At 45.8% G+C, this 12,925-nt stretch carries 8 protein-coding genes, 1 tRNA gene, 3 rRNA genes and 1 pseudogene; 1 reads left to right on the plus strand and 12 read right to left on the minus strand.

From position 1 onward, the window contains the following. Positions 1-113: 113 nt before the first annotated feature. Entirely contained in the window at positions 114-299 is a 186-nt protein-coding gene (locus SPICA_RS15735; protein WP_052296356.1) for a hypothetical protein, read from the plus strand. A 197-nt stretch (positions 300-496) separates the two neighbouring features. Here SPICA_RS15735 and SPICA_RS15920 read toward each other — a convergent pair. From SPICA_RS15920 to SPICA_RS09195, 12 genes and pseudogenes are all read right to left on the minus strand, one after another. After that, positions 497-622 (minus strand): annotated as a pseudogene (locus tag SPICA_RS15920) (DDE-type integrase/transposase/recombinase); the annotation flags it as partial. 296 nt (positions 623-918) lie between these two features. Then, positions 919-1,116: a hypothetical protein gene (locus SPICA_RS14875; RefSeq protein WP_052296358.1), complete on the minus strand. Its 198-nt coding sequence runs from the start codon at positions 1,114-1,116 to the stop codon at positions 919-921. 12 nt (positions 1,117-1,128) lie between these two features. Beyond that, positions 1,129-1,323, minus strand: coding sequence for a hypothetical protein (locus SPICA_RS15450; protein WP_156789655.1), 195 nt, complete (start codon positions 1,321-1,323; stop codon positions 1,129-1,131). A 590-nt stretch (positions 1,324-1,913) separates the two neighbouring features. Further along, the gene (locus tag SPICA_RS09155) at positions 1,914-2,729 is read right to left on the minus strand and encodes a hypothetical protein (RefSeq protein WP_013969231.1); all 816 of its coding nucleotides are present in this window, start codon (positions 2,727-2,729) and stop codon (positions 1,914-1,916) included. Next, positions 2,729-4,426 (minus strand): DNA repair protein RecN, encoded by a 1,698-nt coding sequence (recN, locus tag SPICA_RS09160; RefSeq protein WP_013969232.1) that lies wholly within the window; start codon positions 4,424-4,426, stop codon positions 2,729-2,731. Before recN ends, SPICA_RS09155 begins: the two co-directional genes overlap by 1 nt. Further along, the gene (locus SPICA_RS09165; RefSeq protein WP_013969233.1) at positions 4,419-5,264 is read right to left on the minus strand and encodes an NAD(+)/NADH kinase; all 846 of its coding nucleotides are present in this window, start codon (positions 5,262-5,264) and stop codon (positions 4,419-4,421) included. Before SPICA_RS09165 ends, recN begins: the two co-directional genes overlap by 8 nt. 31 nt (positions 5,265-5,295) lie before the next feature. Beyond that, the gene (locus SPICA_RS09170; protein ID WP_013969234.1) at positions 5,296-6,327 is read right to left on the minus strand and encodes a DegT/DnrJ/EryC1/StrS family aminotransferase; all 1,032 of its coding nucleotides are present in this window, start codon (positions 6,325-6,327) and stop codon (positions 5,296-5,298) included. 21 nt (positions 6,328-6,348) lie between these two features. Beyond that, positions 6,349-6,828, minus strand: a complete 480-nt coding sequence (locus tag SPICA_RS09175; protein WP_013969235.1) for a chemotaxis protein CheW — start codon at positions 6,826-6,828, stop codon at positions 6,349-6,351. Positions 6,829-6,950: 122 nt separating this feature from the next. After that, positions 6,951-7,066: ribosomal RNA gene (gene rrf, locus SPICA_RS09180) — 5S ribosomal RNA — on the minus strand. 125 nt (positions 7,067-7,191) lie between these two features. Next, a 23S ribosomal RNA gene (locus SPICA_RS09185) occupies positions 7,192-10,164 on the minus strand. A 326-nt stretch (positions 10,165-10,490) separates the two neighbouring features. After that, positions 10,491-10,564 (minus strand) — tRNA-Ala (locus SPICA_RS09190). Between the two features lie 199 nt (positions 10,565-10,763). Further along, a 16S ribosomal RNA gene (locus SPICA_RS09195) occupies positions 10,764-12,306 on the minus strand. The 16S, 23S and 5S rRNA genes sit together here with 1 tRNA gene alongside, the layout of an rRNA operon. Positions 12,307-12,925: the final 619 nt, after the last annotated feature.

The following is a 12,925-nucleotide window of genomic DNA, read 5'->3' on the forward strand; positions in this document are numbered from 1 at the left end:
TTGACATGATTTGTGCTAGTCGCTACGCTCGGTACAAATCATGCTAAGCCCTTCGGGCCGGAAATGCAGGTTAAGCAAATGTTCTGCGGACACCTTCGGCACAATGACGATTTATGGATAAGTATATTTTTAAATATATTGAAGGATTTGCCGGTGAAGATTATACGACAGCATTGTTAGGATATTTGCATGAATATTCTAACAATGAAGTTTTATTAAATATGTTTTCTATGCAAGATATTATAAAAAAAACTAGCAAAAGCACATATTTTGTGGTTTTAAATAAAGCCTCACTATAGGCATTATCATTTGATACACGGGGACGCGAATAGAAAGGAATGACCCCAAATGAATAGAGCATCAACAGCATCGACATCCCCTTCATAGGATTCCCATTATCAGAATGCAGGTACTGAGGCCGTGCTCCATTCCGTGCAACTATTCGTTCAAAACACTGGCTCGCTAATTCTGGTGTCTCTCGGTTATGAATCTCCTAGCCGACAATCTTTCTACTCAAAATATCTAAAAACACATAGGCGTACACAAAGAAACCTTTAATGTTGAGGGGAAGATAGGTGATATCCCAACTCCAGACCTGGTTTGGTCCAGTCGCTTCTCGTTCGGGTGGCCTGTGTCGTTTAACCGGAGCAGCGATATTAGTTCGTCGTTGTAATGAGGTATCATTCCGATACTCCGGTGAACAGGCGGTTTCGATGACTTCAGCAATAACCACTTCATCAAGTTTGTTGGCAACCCGCTTTGGTGCACCTTTTCGGCGGTCAGTAAGCAGTCCAGCCCGCCATCGTTGTAAGGTCCGCATGCTGATACCGACCACTTCACAACACTTCCACCGCCGGGCCCCTGCCGCTACCGCTTCATCAATCAGGGTAATAACATGCCGGCGGTCTTCTTCTCGGATTAATCGTCCTCGTCTACCCCCAAGGTCGATTCGAGTTTTTTTTTGAGTGCTGCAAGCTCTGCGGCTTGATCCTGTTGTTTGTTCGCCATACTGCTTCGAAGCTCCTGTTCCCAGAGAGTGAGATGTTCTTCATGGATCCCCTGTTCCCGCAACCACAAACATTTGTCTGCTTCAGATAATCGGGCAGCTTCTAGCACATACTCAAACTTCTATGCTAAAGGTTTCCGGTATGGAGGAACATGTGTATCCTCACGGTCTATTGTACCAGATTGTGCAGCACTTATCCATCGTTGGATTGTTTGTATCGCTATACCAAACTCAGCACTCACTGCACTTATGTTTTGACTCTCTGGTGGTAAGACCTTCCGTAACACTGCGTTCCGTAATCGTTGACTATATCGCATACTTGCCCCCTCCTCTTGAGGCGACATCTATGCTGGCACAGAATGGTATGAGTTGGGGATTTAGGGAGATAATGAGGAACCAAAGTGGAATCGAGTCGCAATCGAAGTTTGGTATAATGCAGACTCCACTTATACGATAAATTATGCAGATTGCTTAAAAGATTCATCAGCAATAGTTTATTCTAGTCTGGGATATAAAATATTAAATTCAATATTGCCATTTCGTATAGGATTTTATAAATCAAATAGAAAATGGGTTGGTTTAATACTTGATTCTTCTGATACTATTATATCCTCTTTTTCAGTGTTGGACCCGCCTCGATTTGGGTATAATACAATGAAAAGCATTTATTTGAATAACAATACCAAATACATCAGATGGTGATAACGAGAAAACAACTATAACAAATTATAAAATTTATTATTAACTAGAATAAGCATAAAAAGAGGAAAAACGTGATGAAATCTAACAATAGCTTCAACCTGATGTAATTTACGGTTACGAAGCAAATATATCACAGATTTGATGAATTGGGGTACAAGTATTTAACGAGATCTACAAAAATAAGACACACAAGTTCCACCATGTATTACTTCTTGGAAATTATAGGAGATTCTTTTTTCTTTTGATCCGCATCCAGTTTTGCAGACCAAATGTCTTGCTTTTTCTTTACCGTTTCTGCTTCGTCCCGCTCACCGAGAAGTATATGGATTCTTTTTAGGGCACCTAAATAATTGATTGCCTGCTTAAAATCATCAATTCGGTTGGTAGAAAGTTCATATTTTTCTCTGTATCGATCAGCAGCCTGCATAAGGAGCCGCTTAATTGTTCTCATATGATATACGCTAATTTCATAATCAGGAGATCGGGGATCAAAATTAGATACTGCATTTTTAAGATCAAATATGTTTTTAGCAACCGTTGCAAAACGTCCCTCAAGCTCAACAAAGGCCCATTTCCATTTGGTATTATCACCATAGGCATCCTCTACCAGCTGAATAGCAAGTCCCAATTTACGGATTAAGGCATAACGGCGTTCTGCATTAAGCCCATCCAGTTCCTTAAGTTTTTCTGCATAATCAAAATAGGGCACATCTATAAAATTCGTAACAACTTCTTCAAGATAAATAATCGACTTGTAGAGAGCTTTTCGAGCTTCATTTAAAGGCTCTTCATTTTTTACCCCTAAAACAGATTGAGAAATACCGTTCATCACTAAATAATACGAAGCAAGATTGAGCATTTCGTCGGCTAATGTTAATTTTTTATAGGCAATCCCATTTGGGTCCTTCTGCATAAGAGATAAGATACTTCGTTCTCGGGCTAATATGGCTTCAGTGGCATCTTTATATGGCTTAATTCGTTCAAAATACTGATGCCTTTCTTCTTGGGAGATCTTTGGCATTATTTTCCCCCTCTATTATATTTTAACAATAATTCATCCGCATGTGCTAGGGCGGCATTAGCTGCGGCATCCCCTGCTAACATACGGGCTATCTCTTCTCTACGCTCAAAAGGTTCTAAACATCGAAGCGTGGTAATAGTACGCCCACTGTCTATTCTTTTTTCTACTTTTAAATGATTATCTGCACGGACTGCAATTGATGCAAGATGGGTAATACAGAAAATTTGCTTCGTCTTTCCAACTTGAGCAAGATGTTCCCCGACCGAAAGGGCGACCTCTCCACCGATTCCGGTATCTATTTCATCAAAAACAAGGGTTTCCACAGTATCAGTATTGGCTAAAACGGTTTTAATTGCAAGCATAACCCGTGAAAGTTCACCGCCGCTGGCAATTTTTGATAGTTCCTTAACAGGCTCTCCAAGATTCGCTGAAATTAAAAATTCAATGTCATCGGCTCCATAGGGGCCTATAATTTTGGAATTTCCATTCATACCTTTAGTTTGCACTTGTATTACAAACTGGGCTTTCGGCATACCCAGAGTGCTCAAGATCGAAGTAATACGATCTGCAAGTATTTTCGCTGCACTCTGTCGTTTGCTCGTAATTTCAGAAGCTTTATGACTGATATCCTGTTCAAGTTTTGAAATTATTGTTTTTAATAAAGCCCGATCCTCTTCAATTTTTGAAAGTCTATCGAGTTCAGCTTCCGCTTGCTTTTGGTAAGCAAGAATAGCTTCTTCTGTTTCGCCATACTTCTTCCGTAACTTAAAAAGAACTGCAAGCCGCTCTTCAATTGCTTCCAGCCGGTTTGCATCAAACCTTAAAGATTCCTTATATTCGGATAATTGATCCGATGCATCCTCAAGTTCATAATACAAGTCAGAAAACCGCTGAGCAAGCACAGATAAAGAAGGATCTATAGACGATGCAGATTCGAGGGCAGTTTTTGTCTTTCTGATAAGCGGTATGGCAGAAAGTTCAGAATGGGAAAGGGTCTCAGCGGCATTTGAAACCAAAGCAGATAATTTTTCATATTCAGCAAGTTTTTTTGCCTCTGCCTCAAGCTCTGCAATTTCTCCAACTTTCGGATTAGCCTTAACAATCTCCTGAATGGCAAAGGTTAAAAGTTCCTGTTTTTCATTCCGTTGTTTCTCAGATTCTATAGAGGCGTCGAATTCTTTACGTTTTTCAGATAATTTAAAAAAAAGGGCAGTAAATGCCTGAACTTCTTCTTCTATACCAGCAAAACGATCCAAATAACGACGGTGATTCTCTTTTTTTAAAAGAGCTTGATGTTCATGCTGACCATGAATATCGAAGAGATACGCGGTGAGTTCTAATAGATCATTCCTTGTGACAGGCACATCCTGAATATAAATAGATCCTCTGCCTGACTTTTTTAAGTTTCTGCGAATTATGATATGCCCATCATCTGTGGAAATATCCTTATCAAGTAGCCATGCTGTAACATCCTTATTCTCTGTTCTTATAGATATGACTCCAGATACACTTGCTTCTTCACAGCCGGTGCGAATGATATCAATATCCGCTTTACCACCCAACAGAAAACTCAAGGCACCAATAATAATAGATTTGCCTGCACCAGTTTCTCCGGTAATTATATTGAGACCAGTATCAAAATGAACAGAAAGTTTGTCTATCAGTGCATAATCCTTAATAATAAGTTCCTCAAGCATCGGGCCCTCCCGACCAATTCAATTTTGTACGCAGAACCTTGTAAAATTCTTTACGATCTGAGGCAATAATGCTAACCGAGAATGGCGCCCTTTGCATAATAAGCTGGTCGTCTTCCCTCAATTGAATAACCTCTTGACCATCGATGGTCAAGAGTACATTACTTCGTTGATCCTGTTCAACTTCTACGATAATCTGTTCATAGGCAGGGATTACCATAGGTCTATTGGATAGGGTAAAGGGACAAATAGGATTGATGATAAAGGCTTCCAATTCAGGATCAAGAATAGGACCTCCTGCGGCGACAGAATAGGCTGTTGAACCGGTTGGAGTCGCAATAATAAGCCCATCCGCACGGAAAGGCCCCAGATTGGCAGATCCCGTGCTCACATCGAGCCGTATGATCTTCGCTATACCTGAAGCGGAAATAACTGCATCGTTAAGGCAAAATTTAGTATCGATAAGATCGCTACCTCGCCAAAGTTCAACCGCCAGCATCAGTCTTTTTGATACGGGGATTGCATTATGTAGCCATAGCTCAAAGGTTTGTTCCCATTGTGCTGGATGGACCGCAGCAATAAATCCAAGGGTTCCAATATTTATCGGGAATATGGGAATCCCAAGAGGCGCCATACATCGGCTTGCATAGAGTACAGTACCATCCCCACCAAGGGTAAAAGCTATATCATATCCGCCATTTGGTGATATTTCCGGTTTTCCTTCAAAGGGACATAGCTGGACCGAATGTCCCTTAGATTCCAAAACGGATTGTATCTCGAGCATAAAATGGGAAGCATTGGCCTTATGAAGATTTACAATTAACAATATACGTTTTCCCATTGCTTCCTTTCCTTCTCACTTATTTCTATACCTATGGCAATGTAGCGAGGACTTTCGCAATTTTTTCTATCTGCTTACCGGAAAGACGCGGATACAACGGAAAGAGTACCGTGCGTAAAGAAAGTGAGTAAGCATTTGGACAAGATGATTGTAATTCAGCCATTTTGACTATTACCGTATCGTTAAAAGCGTTTTCAACAGAGATTTCCTTTTTATGTGCGTAGGTAATCACATCCTTCATACCAGTTTGTAATACGAGAGGAAATGAATAATTATTATATTCTGTTACATCAAGTTGTACAAATCTTTTATGCCGTGTCCGTAAAGAAGCTTGCAGCAAGACCTCTGCTATTTCTTTTCTTCGACTATAATTCTTTTCATGTTCTTTAAATTGTACGACCGCCATAGCTGCATTCATATCTGGAAGCTGATATTCAGGAGGAAGTTCGGCAAACTGTTTCAGAGCAGCAGCTTCACGCCTATTAGAGGCATACAGTATCGCCCCACCGCCAGCGGTAAGAACGTCCCGTTCTTCGAGACCTAAAAGGGTTAAAGTCCCCAGGGATCCTACTTTGAGCTCACCTATATTGGTTCCATAACTTCGGGATATATCTTCGATAATAGGAATACCTAATTCGATAAGGTCAGTAGTATTCGGAGCATAACCCAGGGTATGATGATTAATAATACAGCGAACCGGTACTGTTGTATCCTGTATGGCTTTAGATACTGTGTTCTTAGTTAAGTTTCCTTTATGTTCGTCCACATCAGCAATGATAGGCATAAGGGAACTATCTTTGAGCACTTGAATATAATAAAAAGGCGAAAGGGCAGAAATAAGGACCCCTTCATGTTGGGGTATATTTAATGCTTTCAGGGCATAGAATAAAGCAAGAGCGGGACTTCTGAAACTTACCGCATAATCATAATTACAGTATTCCTTAGCCACAGTAAGGAGTCTTACGTTAAGTTCACCTGGGCCCAGGGCATCATCAACCAAAGCAGACAATACGGCATCCATTTCTTTTCGCCGTATTGTTGGCGAGTACACATTTATGTTCATCCAATCCCTCAATTTTAATTATTAATGACGTAGTTCATTAATCTTTTGTAATTCTTTTGGATTAAAGAGTCTGCGGATATCCAAGATAATTAAATAGCCGTCCTCGTTTTGTATTACACCCTGGATATATTCAGCCCCAATACCGCTCAGCATCTGTGGCGGAGCTTGAATCTGTTCGTTTTCTATAGTAACAACCCTTGCAATTTTATCAATTACAACCCCTAATTTCATGCCATCTACATCGATTATGATAAAACCTGATAATAATTCCTCATCTTCACCTATTACAGCTCGTTTTATATGGAACCTTTTGTGTAAATTAATAATTGGAATAATTTCACCACGAAGATTAATTATTCCTTCTACATATGAAGGGGCATTTGGAATAGGTCGTATATCTTGAAGACGAACTATCTCTTTTACATCCATTATATCTATGCCATAGTGTTCTTCGCCTAGTTGAAATGTTACAAGCTGGTATTGATAATCCTTTTCTGTCATATGGTTATCCTTTCATGCTATATTCATCATATGCCTTACTCTACTTTACTATTGAAATCGTATTTCTTCAAGAGTTATGTGTAATTCATTATCTTTCTAAAGAGGCCTTAGGATAAAAAAAAGCCTGGCGACTACCTACTTTCCCACCCCTTCGAGGGGCAGTATCATCGGCGTTAGAGGGCTTAACTTCCGTGTTCGGAATGGGAACGGGTGTAACACCTCCACTATGGTCACCAGGCAATACTTACTAGGTTATAAAGATCGTGACATATGAACCGACGGTGCTGTTCACAATCATCAGTTCATTATCCTGTTAGACAGGGTTTATAAGACTGGCAAGAAGGTTTCTTCTAGAACGATAATATGGTCAAGCCTCACGGCATATTAGTACTGGTCGGCTGAGTACATTACTGTACGTAGACCTCCAGCCTATCAACCAGGTAGTCTCCCTGGTGCCTTTAGGAGGGTTATACCCTCAGGGATGATTCATCTTGAGGTGGGCTTCCCACTTAGATGCCTTCAGCGGTTATCCCTTCCGAACATAGCTACCCTGCACTTGCCCTTGGCAGAACAACAGGTACACCAGAGGTTCGTCCACTTCGGTCCTCTCGTACTAAAAGCAGCTCCTCTCAACCATCCATCGCCCGTGGCAGATAGGGACCGAACTGTCTCGCGACGTTCTGAACCCAGCTCACGTACCGCTTTAATTGGCGAACAGCCAAACCCTTGGGACCTGCTCCAGCCCCAGGATGCGATGAGCCGACATCGAGGTGCCAAACCTTCCCGTCGATGTGAACTCTTGGGGAAGATCAGCCTGTTATCCCCGGAGTACCTTTTATCCGTTAAGTGACGGCGCTTCCACTCGCTACCGCCAGATCACTAAGACCTACTTTCGTACCTGCTCGACCTGTCAGTCTCGCAGTTAAGCCGCCTTGTGCCTTTACACTCGTACGCTGATTTCCAACCAGCGCGAGGCGACCTTCGCGCACCTCCGTTACTGTTTGGGAGGCGACCGCCCCAGTCAAACCGCCCACCTATCATTGTCCGATACCCTGCTTCAAGGGCACCGTTAGAAACCTAATCCGACAAGGGTGGTATTTCACCGGCGACTCCACACAGCCTAACGGCCATGCTTCCTAGTCTCCCACCTATCCTACACATGTCGAATCAAGTCCCAATGATAAGTTACGGTGAAGGTTCACGGGGTCTTTCCGTCTAACCACGGGTAACCGGCATCTTTACCGGTACTTAAATTTCACCGAGTCTCGCGTTGAGACAGCTCCCAGATCGTTACACCATTCGTGCGGGTCGGAACTTACCCGACAAGGAATTTCGCTACCTTAGGACCGTTATAGTTACGGCCGCCGTTTACCGGGGCTTCGATTCACAGCTTCGCCTTGCGGCTAACCGCTCCTCTTAACCTTCCGGCACCGGGCAGGTGTCAGCCCCTATACGTCTCATTGCTGATTCGCAGAGGCCTGTGTTTTTGGTAAACAGTCGCCTGGGACTGCTTTATGCTACCTCCCCTGACTTATTGCTAAACCAGAAAAGGCCACACTTCTCCCGAAGTTACGTGTGCATGTTGCCGAGTTCCTTAACGCGAGTTCTCTCGAGCGCCTTAGATTGCTCATCCCGCCTACCTGTGTCGGTTTACGGTACGGTCTTAACAAGCCTATCCTTAGAGATTATTTCTTGGCACCGTGATTACGCCCGCTTCAGCTTTCCGTAGATCGCCTCGCTGTCACACCTCACCTCAGAGCGCGGATTTGCCTACGCCCCTCTCCAGCTCAGTGCTTCGACCGAAACTACCAGTCTCCGGCCGGGTTTCACCTCATGCGTCATCCCTTCGAAACTTGCTAAGGTACTGGAATCTTCACCAGTTTCCCATCGACTACGACTTTCGTCCTCGCCTTAGGGGCCGACTTACCCTGGGCAGATGACCTTTACCCAGGAATCCTTAGGCTTTCGGCGGACGGGGATCTCACCCGTCTTTTCGTGTACTTATACCTGCATTCTCTCTTCCACTCCCTCCAGCTACCTTTCCAGGCCACCTTCGTCGGTCTGTGGAATGCTCCCCTACCAACCTACCCTCGCGAGTAGATTCCGTGGCTTCGGTATACCGCTTAGCCCCGTTACATTGTCTGCGCATGACTACTCGACCAGTGAGCTATTACGCACTCTTTAAAGGAATGGCTGCTTCTAAGCCAACCTCCTGGCTGTCTTCGCAATCACACATCATTTTACACTGAGCGGTATTTCGGGACCTTAGCCGACGGTCTGGGCTGTTTCCCTCTCGACTACGAACCTTGTCGCCCGCAGTCTCACTCCCATACGTTGTGTACTGGCATTCGGAGTTTGGTTGGGTTTGGTAGGCGGTGAAGCCCCCTAGTCCATCCAGTGCTCTACCTCCAGCACATTTGTATGAGGCTGTCCCTCAAGGCATTTCGGGGAGAGCCAGCTATTTCCAAGTTTGTTTAGCCTTTCACTCCGAGTCACGGGTCATCCCTGCGTTTTTCATCACACTAGAGTTCGGTCCTCCACTCAGTTTTACCTGAGCTTCAACCTGCCCGTAACTAGATCACTTGGCTTCGGGTCTACGACAACGAACTTTGCGCCCTGTTCAGACTCGGTTTCCCTCCGGCTCCGGCGCTTCCACGCCTTAACCTCGCTCGCTATCGTAACTCGCAGGCTCATTCTACAAAAGGCACGCCATCACACCCTTGCGGATGCTCTGACCTGTTGTGGGTTCATGGTTTCAGGTTCTCTTTCACTCCCCTCACCGGGGTTCTTTTCGCCTTTCCCTCACGGTACTTCTGCACTATCGGTAGTCGCGGAGTATTTAGCCTTGGATCGTGGTCGACCCAGATTCCGACAAGGTTTCTCGTGCCTCGCCGTACTCAGGTACCGCATCACGGAGTCATATCCATTTCGTCTACGGGGCTTTCACCCTCTCTGGCCGGCCTTCCCAGAACCGTTCCACTATAGATATGATTTTTCACCTCCGCGGCTTGCGCCCATGCGGCCCTACAACCCCAGCTAAAGCTGGTTTAGGCTCTTCCGATTTCGCTCGCCGCTACTTTCGGAATCTCGTGCATCTTGCGATGCTGTTGATTTCTCTTCCCGGGGTACGTGAGATGGTTCAGTTCCCCCAGTTTCGCTTCCGCCGCCTATCTATTCAGCGGTCGGATGACAGACTCTCGTCTGCCGGGTTACCCCATTCGGCTATCCAGGCATCTCGGGATGTGTGCTCCTCCACCTGGCTTTTCGCAGCTTACCACGGCCTTCTTCGCCTCGCGACTCCTAGGCATCCACCTATGAACCCGTCTTCGCTTGACCATATTATCGTTCCCGCTCTTACTCCCGTAAGAACGTCTTCTTCTTGCCCTTCCCTCGTCGCTCTCTTCTCAGTGAGCACCCTGTCAAATACCATTGCTTGCGTTCCCTTCCAGGTCGCAGCATCTTTTGGGTTTTCTCGTCGTTTCCAACGTCGAATCCCCATTGTCTTGGAGATAAGGGAATTCGCCTTCCGTTCAGTTCCATCACGGAACTTCACTCTAGGCCGGGCCGCTTGCTGACGCGTGCATCCATGCACGCTATTCATCGTATTCACGATGCGCTGCGCGGCCTTCGAATCCCCAATTTCCTGTCATTCAAAGACCTTTTGGAGATAAGGGGATTCGAACCCCTGACCTACGGCTTGCAAAGCCGCCGCTCTAGCCAGCTGAGCTATATCCCCGCTCAGACGGTTATCTATATCGCAAGTCTCCCTGCGTTATATTCAAATAAAAGGGAAAAGAAGTAGACTACAAAACTGAGCAATGTACCCGTATCCCAGCCGGATACGAATACTGTACATCCCTTTCGGAATGCTTGAGCTTCTTTCGAAGCTTTTCATGAGGCTCTTATCGATACCTCATTATTTACCTTTCACTGTGAAAGGAGGTGATCCAGCCGCACCTTCCGGTACGGCTACCTTGTTACGACTTCACCCTCCTCACTAGACGTACCTTCGACAGCGTCCCCCCTTGCGGGTTAGACTACCGGCTTCGGGTACCTCCAACTCGGATGGTGTGACGGGCGGTGTGTACAAGGCCCGGGAACGTATTCACCGCGCCGTGCTGATGCGCGATTACTAGCGATTCCACCTTCATGAAGTCGGGTTTCAGACTTCAATCCGAACTACGATCGGCTTTTTGCGCTTTGCTCTTACCTCGCGGTTTTGCTTCGCTTTGTACCGACCATTGTAGCACGTGTGTAGCCCTGGACATAAGGGCCATGATGACTTGACGTCATCCCCACCTTCCTCCGGTTTGTCACCGGCAGTTCCGCCAGAGTCCTCAGCTTTACCTGCTAGTAACTGGCAGTAGGGGTTGCGCTCGTTGCGGGACTTAACCCAACACCTCACGGCACGAGCTGACGACAGCCATGCAGCACCTGTACGGCGGCGTCTTGCGACGCGGCGATATCTCTACCGCCTTCCCCCGTATGTCAAACCCAGGTAAGGTTCCTCGCGTACCATCGAATTAAACCACATGCTCCACCGCTTGTGCGGGCCCCCGTCAATTCCTTTGAGTTTCACCCTTGCGGGCATACTCCCCAGGCGGTACACTTATCACGTTAGCTTCGGCACTGAGTCACTCGACCCAACGCCTAGTGTACATCGTTTATGGTGCGGACTACCAGGGTATCTAATCCTGTTTGCTCCCCGCACTTTCGCGCCTCAGCGTCAGTCATTGGCCAGAAGTTCGCCTTCGCCACCGGTGTTCTTCCAGATATCTACAGATTTCACCCCTACACCTGGAATTCCAACTTCCCTTCCATGACTCTAGTCCCGCAGTTCCCAGCGCAGGCCCGGAGTTGAGCTCCAGGTTTTCACGCCGGGCTTACAGGACCGCCTACGCGCCCTTTACGCCCAATAATTCCGAACAACGCTCGCCCCTTACGTGTTACCGCGGCTGCTGGCACGTAATTAGCCGGGGCTTATTCGCCGACTAACGTCATCACACGGGCATTCCCTCCCATGCTTATTCTTCATCGACAAAAGGATTTTACAACCTTTCGGCCTTCATCATCCACGCGGCGTCGCTCCGTCAGACTTTCGTCCATTGCGGAATATTCTTAGCTGCTGCCTCCCGTAGGAGTCTGGGCCGTATCTCAGTCCCAGTGTGGCCGTTCACCCTCTCAGGCCGGCTACCCATCATCGCCTTGGTGGGCCGTTACCTCACCAACGAGCTAATGGGACGCGGGCCCATCCTCAGGCGGAGCCAAAGCTCCTTTCTTTACCAGGCCACAGCCCGGTAACCACATTCGGTATTACCCACTATTTCTAGTGGCTATCCCCATCCTAAGGGTAGGTCACCCACGTGTTACTCACCAGTCCGCCGCTCTAGGCTGTATTGCTACAGCTTACCGCTCGACTTGCATGCTTAAGACGCGCCGCCAGCGTTCGTTCTGAGCCAGGATCAAACTCTCCATGATATATTTCTTACGGGCCGAAGCCCGAAAGATTACCATTAGAGTCCTGCTCTATCTTGTACGCTCTCTCCTGCACCTTCCAGTACAGAAGTGGCTGCATAGATTTCTCTATGTCTACTTCCCTTCCCTACATTTACCAAAGATCATCGCGCCCTCAATAACACTTCGTTACTGCTCAGGCTTTTCTATTTGCTAGCAACTTTCGTGCCAGCTTCCCGTCGCTTTCGCAGCGACAGGCGAGAACTTATCACATCCCGCTTTTGCTTGTCAAGCACCTTGCTGCTATTTTTTTATTTTTTACCGTTGATTACTGAATATTCCAACAAACACAGAATGTGTTCAGCAATCCATTTCCAGCTAATGGCAAAAACAAAACAACCAACACCTTATCCAAAGATGTTGAACACAATAGGGTAATAATGCATTGCAGCTGAAAATCACCAACAGAATTATCGGCAACGCAACAGATCAGATGCATGCACTACACTAACGCGCAGCGCGTGGAAAGGATAATAACACCACTTTTACATTATTGCAAGCCCTTTTTTAATATTTTTCATATTTTTTACAAAAAGCGCATACCTTCTTAATTTGTTTTTCTAATCGATCCTATAATTGTTTG

The sequence above is a fragment of the Gracilinema caldarium DSM 7334 genome (genome assembly GCF_000219725.1).
Lineage (GTDB): Bacteria > Spirochaetota > Spirochaetia > Treponematales > Breznakiellaceae > Gracilinema > Gracilinema caldarium.

What these genes read in the sequence shown, in the direction of transcription:
- SPICA_RS15735 (WP_052296356.1), top strand. Translation starts at nt 114, where the DNA reads ATGGATAAGTATATTTTTAAATATATTGAAGGATTTGCCGGTGAAGAT.
- SPICA_RS15450 (WP_156789655.1), bottom strand. Translation starts at nt 1,323, where the DNA reads ATGCGATATAGTCAACGATTACGGAACGCAGTGTTACGGAAGGTCTTA.
- SPICA_RS09155 (WP_013969231.1), bottom strand. Translation starts at nt 2,729, where the DNA reads ATGCCAAAGATCTCCCAAGAAGAAAGGCATCAGTATTTTGAACGAATT.
- recN (WP_013969232.1), bottom strand. Translation starts at nt 4,426, where the DNA reads ATGCTTGAGGAACTTATTATTAAGGATTATGCACTGATAGACAAACTT.
- SPICA_RS09165 (WP_013969233.1), bottom strand. Translation starts at nt 5,264, where the DNA reads ATGGGAAAACGTATATTGTTAATTGTAAATCTTCATAAGGCCAATGCT.
- SPICA_RS09170 (WP_013969234.1), bottom strand. Translation starts at nt 6,327, where the DNA reads ATGAACATAAATGTGTACTCGCCAACAATACGGCGAAAAGAAATGGAT.
- SPICA_RS09175 (WP_013969235.1), bottom strand. Translation starts at nt 6,828, where the DNA reads ATGACAGAAAAGGATTATCAATACCAGCTTGTAACATTTCAACTAGGC.